This window comes from Arthrobacter sp. 8AJ, from assembly GCF_902506025.1.
Lineage (GTDB): Bacteria > Actinomycetota > Actinomycetes > Actinomycetales > Micrococcaceae > Arthrobacter.
Map to the genome: position 1 here is coordinate 1,626,042 of NZ_LR733289.1, position 15,016 is coordinate 1,641,057.

Sequence of the window (15,016 nt, forward strand, 5' to 3'; positions counted from 1 at the left end):
AGGAATAGGACGCAAAGATGAAAACCATGGGAATCCGCTGGGCGACGCTGCTTCTTTCCCTGGCGGCCTTGCTGCAGCTCCAGATGATCCGGGCTGTTCGCCTGCACCCGCGTCAGGCCGCACAGTACGACGCCGGTTCCGACCACCGCCGGGAGGCGCCGGCAGCCGAAAGCGATCATCCCGAGCGCGGCGACGTACCGGGCTGGGTGATGATTACGTTGATGTCAGCGGTCCTGGTGGCGGCCCTGCTGGCGCTCGCAGGCCCTGCACTTGAGGCCATGTTCAACCAGGCAATGGACAAGGTGGGGAACTGAACCATGAGGAGGGCTGCTCCCCGCACGGCTGAGCAGCCTGCCCTGTCCCGGGCAGGCGAGCGGGGATCGGCCGTGGTGGACTTCGTCCTGGTCGGCGGGCTGCTGACGATGTTCTTCCTGGCGATAGTCCAGCTAACGCTGGTCCTCCACGTCAGGAACACCCTCATCGATGCTGCCGCCTCCGGGGCGCGGTACGGAACCCTCGCTGACCGCAATGCCTCCGACGCCGAAGAACGGACCCGCAGCCTCATAATCCTGGCCCTCAACCCGGGCTTCGCGGAACACATCAGTACCCAGGAAGTGGACGTCCACGGCATGCGCACCCTGGAAGTCACGGTCCGCTCTCCCATGCCTGTCATTGGCCTCATTGGGCCGCGGGACCTGCTGGAGGTGAAGGGGCATGCAGCCGTTCAGCCCTGACCCAGCCACCTGGAAAACAATGCCCGGCTGGAAAACAAAGCCCTGCTCCCAAGGAATGCCCGGCTGCCATCCGGTGCCGGGCTCCAAGGCGCACCTGCGCTTCCGGACCCGCCTGGCAGAAGCACTCTGCCGGGAGCGGTCCGGGGACGCCGGCCCGGGGGACACATCCCAGGAGTCCGCGCCTGCCTGCCGGAAAAGCGGGAACCAGCCGCGCCTGACACATGACCAGGGAAGCGCAGTGGTCGAGTTTACGTTCCTTGCACTCCTGTTGATGGTCCCGCTTGTGTACTTCGTCATCACGGTCGGGCAGATCCAGGGAGGCTCCTTCGCCGTGGTGGGCGCCGCGGACCAGGCAGCGAAGGTCTACGTGGCCCAGCCCGATGCTGTAACCGCCCAGGCTGCAGCCGAGCAGGCGGTGGCACTTGCCCTCTCCGATTTCGGTCACCAGGCGGACCGGGCCAGCATGACCACCGCCTGCAGCCCCGCAGACTGCCAGGCGGCGGGCAGTACGGTAACAGTGACGGTGAGCCTGAGTGTGCCGCTGCCGTACATCCCCTTTGCCGAGGGGCTGTCCGCCACAGAGGTTCAAGCGTCATCCTCCCAGCTGGTAGGGCGGTACCGATGAAGCGCAGGGAACCGGACGAGAACGGCCAGTTGATGGTCATGATCCTCGGCTATGTGGTCCTGGCGCTCCTGGTGGCGACGGTGGTCATCGGAATATCCGCCGTCTATCTGGAGCACAAGCGCCTGCTGTCCCTGGCGGACGGGGCCTCGCTTGCTGCTGCGGACAGCTACACGCTGGGGGAAGTCTCAACACAGGGCGGCAGCCCCTCGGCAGTCCTCAACCCTTCCCGCGTCCGGAACGTGGCAGCCGACTTCGTTGCCAGGAGCCCTGCCTCGCAACGTTTCTCCAGCCTTACCGTCGCGGGGGCAACGGGTACGCCGGACGGTTCCACCGCCGTCGTGGTCCTCACAGCGGCCGTCCACCCGCCTGTGGTGAATTTCCTGATACCCGACGGCATCCCCATTGAAGCGACGTCAACCGCGCGCTCGCGGTTGACCCGGTAGGACGCAGGCCGCCGAGCCGGCCGGTATTCCCCGATAGCGTAGGCTTAAACCACCATGGCCAATATTGATTTTTCCGCTGAAATCCGCGCGCTCCGCGCCACCTACGAGTCCATCGAACGCGTCACCGACGTGGAGGCGCTCAAGGAAGACATCGCCGAACTCAGCGAGCGGGCGGGGGAGCCGAACCTTTGGGACGATCCCGCGGCCGCGCAGAAAGTCACTTCCCGGCTGTCCCACCGCCAGTCTGAACTGGAGCGCCTCACCAACCTGGAGTCCCGGATCGACGACCTCGAGGTCCTGGTGGAACTCGGGCAGGACGAGGACGACGCCGACTCGATGGGGGAGGCCGCTGCCGAACTCGAGTCCATCAAGAAGGCCCTCAAGGACCTGGAAGTGGTCACCCTGCTGTCCGGCGAATACGACGAACGCGAAGCTGTGGTCTCCATCAGGGCCGGTGCGGGCGGTGTGGACGCGGCGGACTTCGCCGAAATGCTCATGCGCATGTACCTCCGCTGGGCTGAGCGTCACGGGTACCCCACCACGGTCATGGATACCTCGTACGCGGAGGAAGCCGGACTGAAGTCAGCCACTTTTGAGGTGAAGGCGCCGTATGCGTACGGCACGCTCAGCGTGGAAGCCGGCACCCACCGCCTTGTCAGGATCAGCCCGTTCGACAACCAGGGACGCCGCCAGACGTCGTTTGCAGCCGTTGAAGTCATTCCGCTGATTGAGCAGACAGACTCGATCGAGATCCCGGACAACGAAATCAGGGTGGACGTATTCCGTTCCTCCGGCCCGGGTGGCCAGTCGGTCAACACCACTGACTCCGCCGTCCGCCTCACCCACATCCCCACCGGCACCGTGGTCTCCATGCAGAACGAGAAATCGCAGCTGCAGAACCGCGCAGCTGCCATGCGCGTGCTGCAGTCCCGGCTCCTGCTGCTGAAGAAGGAACAGGAGGACGCGGAAAAGAAGGCGCTGGCCGGCGACGTCAAGGCCTCCTGGGGTGACCAGATGCGCTCCTATGTCCTGAACCCGTACCAAATGGTGAAGGACCTGCGCACCGAACACGAGGTGGGCAATACGTCCGCGGTGTTCGACGGCGAGATTGACGATTTCATCGACGCGGGCATCCGCTGGCGTACTGACAACCGCAACGCTGAAAAGTAGGCGGTCCTCCCGGATCCTCCCGGCTGCCCGCCGGCTGATCCGGCGACACGCCACCGAAAGCCCGCCCAACCGCCGGCCATCCTGCGTATAGTCGAGGGGCCGGGGCCCTACTTTCCCCAAACGAAAACCCGTGCACCGGCTGCAGAACTGGGCTGCATCAGACGGATCAGCCATGCCCTGCAGGGTACTTAGGGCCATGATCCGATTCGAAAATGTCACCAAGGTTTACGACCAGAAAGCCCGACCGGCACTGGATTCCGTCAATCTTGAGATCGACCGCGGCGAATTCGCCTTCCTCGTGGGTGCTTCCGGTTCCGGGAAGTCCACCTTCCTCCGGCTGGTGTTGAAGGAAGACCGCGCCACCTCCGGTGCCGTGTACGTCGCTGGCCAGAATGTCGCCAAGATTTCCAGCTGGCGTGTTCCCCGCCTCCGGCGCGGCATCGGTGTCGTCTTCCAGGACTTCCGGCTCCTGCCGCAGAAGAACGTGTTCGCCAATGTGGCGTTCGCCATGCAAGTCATCGGCAAGAGCCGCAGCGTGATCCGCGACACCGTCCCCGAGGTCCTCAAAACAGTAGGGCTCGAAGGCAAGGAACACCGCATGCCGCACGAGCTGTCCGGCGGCGAGCAGCAGCGCGTTGCCATTGCGCGCGCCGTGGTCAACCGGCCCGGAATCCTCCTCGCGGACGAACCGACAGGAAACCTTGACCCCACCACCTCCATGGGAATCATGGGCGTGCTGGACAAGATCAACCAGAACGGAACCACGGTGGTGATGGCCACCCACGACGACGACATCGTCAACGAGATGCGCAAGCGGGTGGTGGAACTCAAGAACGGCGTGGTGATCCGCGACGAAGCCAGGGCCTTGTACACCTCGATGATCCCCGTCGTCGGGCAGTCCCGGCGCCTGAAGGACGCCAGCGGCCGGGAAGCGCCCGACGCCGGCCTTCCGGGCAACGGTGCCGAAGGCGAGGCCCAGCGGTGAGGCTCGCATTCATTCTTTCCGAGATTGGCAGCGGCCTGCGCCGCAACCTTTCCATGGTGGTCTCAGTCATCCTGGTCACGTTCGTGTCCCTCACATTCGTGGGCGCGGCCGGCATGCTGCAGATGCAGATCAACCAGATGAAGGGCTATTGGTACGACAAGGTCCAGGTGGCCATCTTCCTTTGCAGCGAAGGTTCGACGGCGCCGGGTTGCGCCTCGGGGCCCGTCACCCCTGAGCAGCAACAGGGCTTGAACGCGCTCCTGGAGTCACCGGCCGTGGCGCAGTACATCAATGACTTCCAGTTCGAGTCCAAGGATGAGGCCTACAAGCACTTCAAGGACCAGTTCTCCAACTCGCCCATCGTTGATTCCGTGACGCCGGACCAGTTGCCGGCATCGTTCCGGATCAATATGAAGGACCCGGAGAAGTACCAGATCATCAGCGAGTCCTTCTCCTCCCAGCCTGGCGTGGAAACGGTGATTGACCAGCGCCAGCTGCTCGAGCGTCTCTTCTCGGTGATGAACGGGGCTTCCCTGGTGGCAGTGGGCATCGCAGGTGTGATGATCGTCTGCGCGATCCTGCTGATCGCCACCACCATCAGGCTCTCTGCATTCAGCAGGCGCAGGGAAACCGGAATCATGCGGCTTGTCGGTGCATCCAAGACCGTCATCCAGTTGCCGTTCATCCTCGAGGGCGTCATAGCGGCGGTCATCGGTGCAGCCCTGGCCTCGGGCACCCTGTGGGCAGTGGCGCAGTTCTTCCTGGGCGACTACATGTCCCGCCAGTACCCTGACACGGCCTTCATCTCCTCCGGCCAGACCCTGATCCTCGCACCGGCGCTGCTGGTCCTTGGCGGATCCTTGGCAGGAATTTCGTCTCTCTTGACCTTACGCAGATATTTGCGCGTTTAGGCTGTGCACACCGACCGAGGAATGCCCATGAACGTAACTGATCAGACCTTGCACCGCCCCCGGCACAGCCGCGGGCGGACCGCTGCCCGCCGTTTGGGGATCGTCAGCGGCGTGCTCACCATCATCCTTTCCGCCGGGATGGCCGTTGCGACACCCGTCGCTTTCGCAGACGACCTCGAAGACCGCAAGGCTGCGCTCGAAGCTGAAGCTGCCCGTGTCCAGGCGTCCCTGGAATTTGTCGATTCCCGGATTGCCAAGGCCGCCGGTGACCTGGTGATCTACCAGGGCCAGCTGCCGGGTGCCCAGCAGGCGCTGCTTGAAGCCCAGGGGCGGGTCGCCGGCGCGGTCAAGGAAGTCGAAGCCCTGTCGGCCCGCGTGGACATGGCCCAGCAGAACAAAGCCAAGATCACCCAGCAGCTGGAAACAGACAAGCAGAAGATCGCGGACACCAAAAAACTGATCGGGCAGATCGCCACCCAGGCCTACAAGTCCGGCGGCGTTCCCTCCAACCTGTCGCTCTTCTTCGGTTCCAACAGCGGCAGCAGCCTGACCGAAACCATGGACCTCGCGGACCAGGCCATGCGCAGCCAAAACGCTGCCATGGACAAGCTCAGCCAGCAGAATGCCACCAACGTCAACTCCGAAGCACGGCTTCAGGCCGTCGAAGCGGAGATCAAGGACCTTAAGGCCAAAGCAGACGCCGCGCTGGAGCGGGAGAAGGCGGCCCGCGATGAGGCTGCGGCCAAGAAGGCCCAGGTTGACCAGCTGATTGCCGATACCACCCGGCTCGATGCCGAGCTCCAGGCGGCCAAGCCCGGGATCCAGGCGCAGCTGGCCGGTGTCCAGGCCAACCAGAACCAGGTGGCCAACGAAATTGCTGAACGTGACCGCAAGGCCCGCGAGGCGTGGGAAGCAGAACAGCGCCGGCAGGCTGAGGCCGCAGCTGCAGCCGCTGCCGCCGCAGCCGCGGCAGCGAACCGCCCCGCCCCGCCCGTCCAGCCGTACGTACCGCCGGCGGCCGGCTCGCCGTCGGCCTTTGGCCTTCGCCATCCCTTTGACGGCAGCATTCCCATCACCTCCGGCTTTGGATACCGCACCACTCCGCCGGGAACGATCGACTTCTACGGCACCGGCGGCTACATGCATACCGGCATCGACTTCGGTGCCGCCTGCGGCACCCCCGTGTATGCGGCGGCTGCCGGGGAGGTCTTCAGCTCCGGGTGGAACTCCGCCGACGGTGGCGGGTGGCGCGTCAAGATCGATCATGGCGTGATGCAAGGCAACACCCTGACCACCATCTACTACCACAACTCGAGCATCGTGGTTTCAAACGGGCAGCGGGTCTCGCAGGGCCAGCTGATCGCGTACTCGGGCAGCACCGGCAACTCCACCGGCTGCCACGCCCACTTCGAAACCTGGCTCAACGGCAGGGCTGTGGACCCCATGGGTCTGCTCTAGGGGACAAGCGCCGCTGCCGTAGACTTGTATAGCTTCGGGCCAAAGGCCCGGAAGCATCCGACCTGAACCCGAGGAGTTTTCCCGTGCCTAAAGAAAGTGGCCGTAAGGTGGTGGCCACCAACCGCAAGGCCCGGCACGACTATCACGTGCTGGACACTTACGAGGCCGGCATCGCACTGATGGGCACCGAGGTGAAGTCCCTGCGCGAGGGCCACGCCTCGATGGTGGACGGATTCTGCACGTTCTACAACGACGAACTGTGGATGGAAGCGATCCACATTCCCGAGTACAACCAGGGCAGCTGGACCAACCACGCTGCGCGCCGCCGCCGTAAGCTGCTGCTGCACCGCGAGGAGCTCATCAAGATTTCCCGCAAGGTCCAGGAAGCCGGTTACACCATCGTGCCGCTCCAGCTGTACTTTGTGGACGGCCGGGCCAAGGTGGAAATCGCGGTGGCCCGCGGTAAGCGTGAGTATGACAAGCGGCAGACGCTGCGGGAACAGCAGGACAACCGTGAGGCCCAGCGCGAGATGCGCGAACGCAACCGCCGCCGCTAGGAATTATTTCGGCAGGGCGTGCGTTAGTATGGATAGTCCGGCAGGCTTGCCAGCCGGTTTGGTAACAAAATACGGGGATGATCGGTTTCGACGGTGTTAGTCGCGACAGGTGAAGCGGGCCGAGGATGCAGAATTATCTCGTAAACGCTTTCTGCAAACCAATAAGTGCCGAATCTAAGCGCACTGACTTCGCTCTTGCTGCCTAAGCAGTAAGACAGTCCGTCAGCCCGGGGTTGCTATCGCCCCGGATCCTGGCGTCATTTAGATAGCCACTGCTGTTTGCTCCCGTCATCGGAGTAAACGGGACTTTTAGATGACTGGGCCCGGATCAGCCAGCTGTTTGCGGCATGGCTGGGGCCGAGAAAATCCGACGCAAACTGCGCCCGGAGAAGCCCTGACAACACGACATCGGACGGGGGTTCAATTCCCCCCATCTCCACCCCGGCGGGCCGGACATCCACAGGATGTCCGGCCCGCTTCGTAAAACACCCCGGTCTTCGGACCGGGGTGTTTTTCTTTGCCCATGATCCACGTCCGGGCCAAAATGCTCTAGCGGGGTGGCCCGGCAGGCCGGTACCGTCCAGTCCATGCACAACGACCCGCCGCAACCGCCCACTGAAGTACTGGACGCCGGAACATGCTGGGACCTCCTGCACGGAGTGTCCGTCGGCCATCTGGCCGTGCTGGTGGACGGATATCCGGAAGTCTTCCCCGTCAACTACAAGGTGGATCAACAGTCGGTGATCTTCCGCACCGGGGAAGGAACCAAGCTGCGGGCCGCCGGGGGACCACTCGCCGTCGCGCTTGAAGCAGACGGCCATGACGACGTCCAGGCGTGGAGCGTGCTGGTCAAAGGCAACGCCGTCATCCTGGAGCCGTCAGAGGAGCTCCTGTCCGGGGCGGGCCTCACGTTGTTTCCCTGGCAGGCCGGAGAAAAGGACCACTTTGTCCGAATCGTCCCCACTTCCGTCAGCGGCAGGCGCTTCACCATCACGTCCCCGCTGACCTGGTGGAACCACGTGGGGCAACGTGCGGGCAGGGACACTGCGTAGCCGGCGGCGGGCCCATCGGCCCTTTGCTGAACGACTCCTTGCTGGTAGCACTGACCTATGATCGCGTCCCCCACCGCCGCCGCTGCCAAGCCTCCGTTCGACGCCGTCATTTTCGACTTGGACGGGGTGGTCACCAACACGGCCCTGGTCCACCATGCCGCATGGAAGGACGCCTTCGACCGGATCCTGCAGGACCCGAGGATTCCATCCGGTACCAACCGTGCCCCGCTCAGCAGGTCGGACTACCTCACCTTCATCGATGGCATGCCCCGCGAGGAAGGCGTGGTGCGGTTCCTGGCAAGCAGGGGAGTGCATCTTGAAATAGGCCAGGAGGCAGATGAGGCCGGAACCTGGACCGGATTCGGCCTGGGCCGGTGGAAGAACGCCCTGTTCCTGGAACACCTCCAGCGGGATGGCGTCCAAAGCTACCCCGGAACGCTGCAACTGCTGCAACGGCTCGCACGCGCGGAGGTGCCAACGGCCGTCGTCACGTCAAGCCGGAACGCCGCGTCGGTTCTGGCGGCAGCGGGCATACAGGGCTTCTTCACCGTGGTGTTGGACGGAGCGGCGGCGGCACGTCTTGGGCTGCAGGGAAAGCCGGCACCTGACGCTTTCCTTGAGGCGGCAGCCAGGCTGGGAGTCGCTCCATCGCATGCCGTGGTGATTGAGGACTCCGCTGCAGGCGTTGAGGCAGGGCGGCGGGGCGGTTTTGGCCTCGTGGTGGGGATCGACCGCACCGGCAACCGCAGGCAGCTCGAAGCCGCGGGCGCCGGAACAGTCCTCAACGACGTGGGAGAGCTGGACCTGGGCCAGGTCATCGGCAATGCCTGGCACCTCGTGTTCGAAGGTTTCGACGCCGCCCACGAGGGACACCGGGAAGCCCTGACCACCCTTGGCAACGGTTACATGGGCGTCCGTGGGGCGGCGCCGGAGGGTGGTCCGTTCAGCTACGCAGGAATGTATCTCGCCGGCGTCTACAACCGTGTCAGGGCAAAGTCCGCCGACGAGATGCTGCTGGAAGAACACATGGTCAACGCACCCGACTGCCTTCCCCTTGATCTTCGCCTGCCCGGCCGGCAATGGTGGTCGGAAGGCGGCATGGCCGTGGTGCGCGAACGGAGGGTCCTGGACCTCAAGAGGGCGGTGCTGGAGCGAAGGCTGTTACTGGAGGGTCCGGACCGGCGGCGCCTGGAAGTGGTACAGACCCGCATTGCGTCCATGGCCGAACCCCACCTGCTGGCCCTTCAAACGGTTATTACGGCACTGGGCTGGAGCGGAGCAGTTGAGGTCCGCAGCGGAATCAATGCCGGTGTCCGCAATGCCAACCTGCCCGAACGCGCCCAAGGATCCGATGTCCACCTGGCAGACAGGACAGCCCCGCCGTGCCCGGACCAGGACCTGCCCCCGGACGCCGCCTCCGTCGTCGAAGTTGAAACCACCCAAAGCCTGATCCGCATCGCCGCAGCCTACCGGACCCATGTTTCTCCTGGGGCGGCCGGAACCGAGGTGGGCAGGAAAGGGGCTTTCCACTTCCGGACCCTGCGGCTCTCCCTCGAGGCCGGTATCCCGGTCCAGATCACCAAGACGGTGGCGGTGGTGACGTCCCGCGACCGGGCCATCGCCTCGCCGGAAACGGGGGCCCGTGCGGTCCTTGAGCGTACCGGCGGAAACTTCGAGGCATTGCTGGCGGCGCACGAGGAGGCATGGCGGCGCGAGCTCCGTCCGTTCCTGGTGGAGATTGACGCGCCGGTCCAGGTGCGGCTGGTCCTCAACCTGCACATCTTCCATCTCCTGCAGACATTGACACACCACACGGCTGAACTGGACGCCGGCGTTACCGCCCGCAGCCTGCACGGCGAGGGCTACCGAGGCCATGTCTTCTGGGATGAGCTGTTCGTCCTCCCGGTACTCACCTCAAGGACTCCCGATATTGCCCGCTCAGTGCTCGATTACCGGTGGCGCCGGCTTCCGGCGGCCCGGCACGCGGCTGCCACGGAGGGACTCGCAGGCGCGAAGTTCCCGTGGCAAAGCGGAAGTGACGGGACCGAAGAAACCCCAAAATGGCTGTACAACGACAGGTCCGGCAGGTGGGTGCGGGACCACTCGCACCTGCAGGTCCACTCCGGCCTGGCCGTGGCCTTCAATGCCTGGCAGTACTTCCAGGCCACGGGAAACAAGATCTGGCTCCTCCAGAAGGGGGCTGAGCTGGTCATCGAGGTTGCCCGGTTCTTCCACTCCCTGGCGGTCTACGACGACCACGGCGGCAGGTACCATCTGCGGGACGTGGTGGGTCCGGACGAGTACCATACGGGCTATCCCGGCCGCGACAAACCCGGGCTGGATGACAATGCGTACACCAATGTCATGGCGGCCTGGGTCTGCTCGCAGGCAGCAGGCATCATGTCCTTCCTGCACGGCAGCGAGCGTGCCGGACTCATGGAACGCCTTGGAGTCAGCGAGGAGGAAACAGCCGGGTGGGCGCACATGGGAACCGCCATGTACGTGCCCTTTCACAGTGACGGCGTGATCAGCCAGTTCGAAGGCTACGGGAACTTGCAGGAACTCGACTGGGAACACTACCGGGACCGGTACGGCGACATTGAACGGCTGGACCTGATCCTCGAAGCTGAAGACGACGCAACCAACGGCTACAAACTGGCAAAGCAGGCGGATGTCCTGATGCTCCCGTACCTCCTGGGCCATGAAGGGTTGATCGCCATCCTCCAGCGGCTGCACTACGGCTTTACGCAGGAACAACTCAACCGGACCATCGAGTACTACCTGGCCCGGACGGCCCACGGGTCCACGCTGAGCCGGGTGGCACACGCCTCTGTCCTGGCAGGCCTGGATGCGGACCGGGCATGGGACAGCTTCCGGGAAGCGCTCGACGCCGACCTCGACGACACCCAGCACGGCACCACCCGCACGGGTATCCATTTAGGTGCGATGGCCGGAACCATCGACGTGGTCCAGCGCAGCTTTGCGGGGCTGCGGTTCAGCGGCGACACCATCCTGTTCGCTCCCAACCTGCCGACGGGGCTCCGTGCGGTAGCCTTTGAGGTCCTGTACCGGGGCCACCGCCTCCGGGTCAACCTTAAGGACGGGCACATGAGCATCGCTTCCGCACCCGGTGACGCCGGCCCCATCACTGTGCACGTGTCCGGCAATGATGTGGTCCTTCCACCCGGCCAGACCCGGCAGTTCCCCATACCTGTAAAGGATCCGGGGGTGGCGGCGTCATGAAGAGGCTGGGGATCCTCACCAGCGGGGGTGACTGCCCGGGAGTCAACGCGGTTATCCGGGGAGCCGTGCTGGGCGGTGATGTTGCGCATGGGTACGAATTCCTGGGATTCCGGGATGGGTGGCGTGGTGTCCTGGAACAGGACGTTGTTCCGTTACCCCGGACGAGCGTCCGGGGTATTTCGCGCCTGGGCGGAACCATCCTGGGCACGTCCAGGACCAATCCGCTGGTGGAGAAGGGGATCGACGGCGTCCGCGCCTGCGTCCAGCGCAACGGCCTCGACGGACTGATTGCCATCGGGGGAGAGGGCACCTTGGCGGCAGCCCGCGAGCTGTGCGGACAGGGCATCAATGTGGTGGGGGTGCCCAAGACCATCGACAATGACCTCGGCGCCACGGACTACACGTTCGGCTTTGATACGGCGGTCCAGACTGCCACCGAGGCCATCGACCGCTTGCGGACTACAGGCGAATCCCATCACCGGTGCATGGTTGCCGAAGTCATGGGCCGCAACGCTGGCTGGATAGCACTTCATTCGGGAATGGCTTCCGGCGCACACGCCATCCTGATGCCTGAGCATCCCGTGTCCCTGGACCAAATTTGCTCGTGGGTACTTTCCGCCCGTGACCGTGGCAGGGCGCCCCTTGTCGTCGTGGCCGAGGCCTTCGCGCCCGAGGGCCACCCGGCCCCCTACGCTCCCCGTGGCCTGGATACCTTCGGACGGCCGCGCCTGGGAGGCATCGGACTGCTGCTGGAGGGGGAACTGCAGATGAGAACAGGCATCGAAACCCGGGCCATGGTCCTGGGCCACATCCAGCGCGGTGGCGAACCAACAGCCTTCGACCGTGTCCTGGCCACCCGGCTTGGCCTGGCCGCAGTCGAGTCCGCTGCGGCAGGAAGGTGGGGCACCATGGTGTCGCTCCGGGGCACCGACATCGTCAACGTTGGCCTCGAGGAAGCGCTGGGGGCACTGAAGGTGGTGCCGGAGGCGCGCTACCAGGAGGCCGCTGTCCTGTTCGGCTGACTGTCCCCCGGCCGGATCCGCAGGACGGCGGATCCCGTAATCCTGTCGGCTGCCAGGTCTTCCAAAGCCCTGTCCGCAGCATCGAAAGGGTAGGCCGTAGTGGTGATGGCCAGGGAAAGCCGCGCCGCGAGGGCCAGGAACTCACGCCCGTCGGCCCGGGTATTGGCTGTCACGCTGCGCACCTGGCGTTCGAAGAAGAGTTCCCTGCCGTAATCCAGGGAAGGGATGCCGCTCAGGTGGATCCCGGCGATGGCCAGGGTCCCGCCACGGTCCAGGGCACGCAGCGCGACCGGGACCAGGCCGCCCACCGGGGCGAAGAGAATGGCAGCATCGAGCGGTACCGGCGGGCTGTCGTAAGCGTCTCCCGCATACTCAGCACCCAACTCCAGTGCGAGCGCCCGGGCATTTTCGGAACGCGTCATCACGAACACGGAGGCGCCCTGCTTAAGCGCAAGCTGGGCCGTGATGTGCGCAGAGCTGCCGAAGCCGTAGATGCCCAGGCGCCCGCCAACGGGCAGGGCGGCGCGCTTCAGGGCCCGGTATCCGATGATCCCGGAGCAGAGCAGCGGCGCGGCCTGTTCGTCGGTGAAGACCGGAGGTACCGGGTAGGCAAAGTCCTCTGAGACGGTCATCTGCTCGGCATAGCCGCCGTCCCGGTCCCATCCGGTGAACACCGGTGCTACGCACAGATTCTCGTCGCCGCGGCGGCAGTAGTCGCAGCGGCCGCAGACACCGCCCAGCCATGCTACCCCGACCCTGTCACCGGGCCTGAAGCGGGAGCAGTCCGGCCCCGTTTCAATGACGACGCCGACTGCTTCGTGCCCGGGCACCACCTGCGGGTGCCGCGGAGGCAGGTCTCCCTCGGCGAGGTGGAGGTCGGTGCGGCAAACGCCGCAGACGCTCACTTCCACCAGGATTTCACCGGCTGCTGGCCGGGGCGCGGCGCGGATCCCCTGTACCAGTGGATGGGTGGATATGGCGCCGGGCTCATTAACCCACCATGCGCGCACTGTTTCTCCTGCCCGGAGCCTGCAGGCCCGTGCCTCGTCGCGGCCCGCTTACTCGAAGCCGGCCCGGGTCGCGTCGTCCAGGGGGCTCTGCCACAAAAGTGGGGCGTTCATGGTGAAGCGCCGTCCCGTTACCGACTCCGGCGTGATGCGGATGAAATGCTCCTGCCCCACGCCCTGCCAAGGAAACAGGGCCCGCCGGATGTTATCAAGGTCAGGTCCCGTCGGCACTGTGTCAACGGCCTTGCCCTTGACCACGACGCTCCACGCAAGGCCGAACTGTGCGCTGACAGCATCTGCTTCCAGCGCCACGGTGGCGTCCGACTCGATGGCCTGCTGCTTGGTGCCGGCACCGGTCCGGAAGACCAGCGTTTGGCCGTCCACCTTGTAGTTGACGGGAAAGACGTCGGGATGGCCGTCGGCGATCACGGCCAGCCGCCCCACCCCGGTTTGGCCGAGGAGGGTCCAGCACTCTTCCGCATCGAGGATTTCCGGGACAGGTACGTTCGTGTTGTCAGTCATAGGCCACAGCGTAGGCAACTCTCCGGCGTCCGGAAAGGGCATAAAGGCCCGGCGAAAAAGGAAGGACCTATGGCACTTGGGACCCGCCCGGCCCGGTGGGACGCTGTGGGATGCCTGCTGGGGCTGCACAGTCCGCGCAAGCCGCCCGGCATGCCACAGGGCAGGCCTTCAGCCTAAGGAGAATCCCATGAAAGCCCTCGTCTACGGCGGACCCGGGGAGAAGTCCTGGACCGACGTCCCGGACCCCAGAATCCAGCAACCTGGTGACGCCATTGTCAAAGTCGACACCACCACCATCTGCGGCACGGATCTGCACATCCTCAAAGGTGACGTTCCCGCCGTCGAACAGGGGCGCATCCTGGGCCATGAGGGCGTGGGAACCGTTGTGGAAACCGGTCCGTCCGTCACCGGACTGAAGGTGAACGACCGCGTCATCATCTCCTGCATCAAATCCTGCGGCCACTGTGCGAACTGCAGGACGGGACTTTATTCGCACTGCCTGGGAGCCGAGGGCCAGGAAGGCACCGGCTGGATTTTCGGCCACCTGATCGACGGGACCCAGGCGGAGTATGTCCGGGTCCCCTACGCCGAAAACTCGCTGCACCTGCTGCCCGGGGGCGTCACCGACGAGCAGGCGGTGATGCTGTCCGATATTCTTCCCACCGGGTTTGAAATCGGCGTCCAGTACGGTCGGGTGAAGCCAGGCGACACTGTGGCGGTGGTCGGTGCCGGGCCCGTGGGACTGGCGGCGATCACCACCGCCGGGCTCTATGGGGCGGCCACCGTCGTAGCCATCGACCTGGACGCCAACCGCCTCCACAAGGCCACGGAGTTCGGCGCCACGGACACTGTCCTCTCGGGCAGCGCTGACTGGAAGGACCAGGTCATGGCCCTGACCGGAGGGCGCGGCGTCGACGTCGCCATCGAGGCCGTGGGCGTGCCCGCAACCTTTTCCATGTGCACCGGGATAGTGCGGCCCGGCGGGTCTGTGGCCAACGTGGGGGTGCATGGAAAACCAGTGGAACTGCATCTGGAGAATCTATGGATCCAGAACATCAACATCAGCATGGGCCTGGTGAATACCAACACCACGCCCATGCTGCTCAGGCTCGTGGCGCAGGGGAAGATCAAGGCGGAGAAATTCGCCACGCACCACTTCGGCTTCGACCAGTTCCTCGACGCCTACGACACGTTCTCCCGGGCTGCCGAGACCAAGGCGCTCAAGGTGATCCTCACATCGTGACGTCTTGGCAGGAACTGCACAGGCCTGACGGGAACTGCGGAGGG

The 15,016-nt window shown here is 64.9% G+C and carries 15 protein-coding genes and 1 other RNA gene; 14 read left to right on the forward strand and 2 right to left on the reverse strand.

Annotated features, from left to right (window positions below; genetic code table 11):
- Positions 1–17: 17 nt before the first annotated feature.
- The 13 genes from BACI349Y_RS07535 (at position 18) to BACI349Y_RS07595 (ending at position 12,200) form a co-directional block, all read left to right on the forward strand.
- Entirely contained in the window at positions 18–314 is a 297-nt protein-coding gene (locus tag BACI349Y_RS07535; protein WP_159631588.1) for a hypothetical protein, read from the forward strand.
- Positions 315–317: 3 nt separating this feature from the next.
- Complete coding sequence (locus BACI349Y_RS07540) at positions 318–734, forward strand: TadE family protein (RefSeq protein ID WP_159631589.1); 417 nt, start codon at positions 318–320, stop codon at positions 732–734.
- Positions 735–972: 238 nt separating this feature from the next.
- Entirely contained in the window at positions 973–1,359 is a 387-nt protein-coding gene (locus BACI349Y_RS07545) for a hypothetical protein (RefSeq protein WP_159631590.1), read from the forward strand.
- On the forward strand, positions 1,356–1,802 hold the full coding sequence (locus BACI349Y_RS07550) for a pilus assembly protein TadG-related protein (protein WP_159631591.1): 447 nt from the start codon (positions 1,356–1,358) through the stop codon (positions 1,800–1,802). Before BACI349Y_RS07545 ends, BACI349Y_RS07550 begins: the two co-directional genes overlap by 4 nt.
- A gap of 54 nt (positions 1,803–1,856) precedes the next feature.
- A complete protein-coding gene (prfB, locus tag BACI349Y_RS07555) occupies positions 1,857–2,972 on the forward strand; it encodes a peptide chain release factor 2 (RefSeq protein WP_159631592.1) in 1,116 nt (371 codons plus the stop codon).
- A gap of 196 nt (positions 2,973–3,168) precedes the next feature.
- Positions 3,169–3,957: a cell division ATP-binding protein FtsE gene (gene ftsE, locus BACI349Y_RS07560; RefSeq protein WP_159631593.1), complete on the forward strand. Its 789-nt coding sequence runs from the start codon at positions 3,169–3,171 to the stop codon at positions 3,955–3,957.
- Entirely contained in the window at positions 3,954–4,868 is a 915-nt protein-coding gene (ftsX, locus tag BACI349Y_RS07565) for a permease-like cell division protein FtsX (RefSeq protein WP_159631594.1), read from the forward strand. Before ftsE ends, ftsX begins: the two co-directional genes overlap by 4 nt.
- A 27-nt stretch (positions 4,869–4,895) precedes the next feature.
- A complete protein-coding gene (locus tag BACI349Y_RS07570; RefSeq protein ID WP_159631595.1) occupies positions 4,896–6,326 on the forward strand; it encodes a M23 family metallopeptidase in 1,431 nt (476 codons plus the stop codon).
- Between the two features lie 83 nt (positions 6,327–6,409).
- On the forward strand, positions 6,410–6,883 hold the full coding sequence (gene smpB, locus BACI349Y_RS07575) for an SsrA-binding protein SmpB (protein ID WP_043453530.1): 474 nt from the start codon (positions 6,410–6,412) through the stop codon (positions 6,881–6,883).
- Between the two features lie 73 nt (positions 6,884–6,956).
- Positions 6,957–7,325: a transfer-messenger RNA gene (gene ssrA, locus BACI349Y_RS07580) on the forward strand.
- Positions 7,326–7,470: 145 nt separating this feature from the next.
- Positions 7,471–7,935, forward strand: a complete 465-nt coding sequence (locus BACI349Y_RS07585; RefSeq protein WP_159631596.1) for a pyridoxamine 5'-phosphate oxidase family protein — start codon at positions 7,471–7,473, stop codon at positions 7,933–7,935.
- A 57-nt stretch (positions 7,936–7,992) separates the two neighbouring features.
- The gene (locus BACI349Y_RS07590; RefSeq protein WP_159631597.1) at positions 7,993–11,178 is read left to right on the forward strand and encodes an HAD-IA family hydrolase; all 3,186 of its coding nucleotides are present in this window, start codon (positions 7,993–7,995) and stop codon (positions 11,176–11,178) included.
- Positions 11,175–12,200, forward strand: coding sequence for an ATP-dependent 6-phosphofructokinase (locus tag BACI349Y_RS07595; protein ID WP_159631598.1), 1,026 nt, complete (start codon positions 11,175–11,177; stop codon positions 12,198–12,200). Before BACI349Y_RS07590 ends, BACI349Y_RS07595 begins: the two co-directional genes overlap by 4 nt.
- On the opposite strand, the gene BACI349Y_RS07600 is transcribed toward BACI349Y_RS07595, so the two are convergent.
- On the reverse strand, positions 12,170–13,210 hold the full coding sequence (locus tag BACI349Y_RS07600) for a zinc-dependent alcohol dehydrogenase family protein (RefSeq protein WP_159631599.1): 1,041 nt from the start codon (positions 13,208–13,210) through the stop codon (positions 12,170–12,172). The genes BACI349Y_RS07595 and BACI349Y_RS07600 overlap by 31 nt on opposite strands.
- A gap of 48 nt (positions 13,211–13,258) precedes the next feature.
- Positions 13,259–13,729, reverse strand: coding sequence for a pyridoxamine 5'-phosphate oxidase family protein (locus BACI349Y_RS07605; protein ID WP_159631600.1), 471 nt, complete (start codon positions 13,727–13,729; stop codon positions 13,259–13,261).
- Positions 13,730–13,916: 187 nt separating this feature from the next.
- Here BACI349Y_RS07605 and BACI349Y_RS07610 point away from each other — a divergent pair, with 187 nt between their 5' ends.
- Positions 13,917–14,972: a zinc-dependent alcohol dehydrogenase family protein gene (locus tag BACI349Y_RS07610; RefSeq protein ID WP_159631601.1), complete on the forward strand. Its 1,056-nt coding sequence runs from the start codon at positions 13,917–13,919 to the stop codon at positions 14,970–14,972.
- The last annotated feature ends 44 nt before the right edge of the window (positions 14,973–15,016 follow it).

What these genes read in the sequence shown, in the direction of transcription:
- BACI349Y_RS07605 (WP_159631600.1), bottom strand. Translation starts at nt 13,729, where the DNA reads ATGACTGACAACACGAACGTACCTGTCCCGGAAATCCTCGATGCGGAA.
- BACI349Y_RS07550 (WP_159631591.1), top strand. Translation starts at nt 1,356, where the DNA reads ATGAAGCGCAGGGAACCGGACGAGAACGGCCAGTTGATGGTCATGATC.
- BACI349Y_RS07535 (WP_159631588.1), top strand. Translation starts at nt 18, where the DNA reads ATGAAAACCATGGGAATCCGCTGGGCGACGCTGCTTCTTTCCCTGGCG.
- BACI349Y_RS07540 (WP_159631589.1), top strand. Translation starts at nt 318, where the DNA reads ATGAGGAGGGCTGCTCCCCGCACGGCTGAGCAGCCTGCCCTGTCCCGG.
- BACI349Y_RS07570 (WP_159631595.1), top strand. Translation starts at nt 4,896, where the DNA reads ATGAACGTAACTGATCAGACCTTGCACCGCCCCCGGCACAGCCGCGGG.
- BACI349Y_RS07590 (WP_159631597.1), top strand. Translation starts at nt 7,993, where the DNA reads ATGATCGCGTCCCCCACCGCCGCCGCTGCCAAGCCTCCGTTCGACGCC.
- ftsE (WP_159631593.1), top strand. Translation starts at nt 3,169, where the DNA reads ATGATCCGATTCGAAAATGTCACCAAGGTTTACGACCAGAAAGCCCGA.
- BACI349Y_RS07585 (WP_159631596.1), top strand. Translation starts at nt 7,471, where the DNA reads ATGCACAACGACCCGCCGCAACCGCCCACTGAAGTACTGGACGCCGGA.
- BACI349Y_RS07595 (WP_159631598.1), top strand. Translation starts at nt 11,175, where the DNA reads ATGAAGAGGCTGGGGATCCTCACCAGCGGGGGTGACTGCCCGGGAGTC.
- prfB (WP_159631592.1), top strand. Translation starts at nt 1,857, where the DNA reads ATGGCCAATATTGATTTTTCCGCTGAAATCCGCGCGCTCCGCGCCACC.
- BACI349Y_RS07610 (WP_159631601.1), top strand. Translation starts at nt 13,917, where the DNA reads ATGAAAGCCCTCGTCTACGGCGGACCCGGGGAGAAGTCCTGGACCGAC.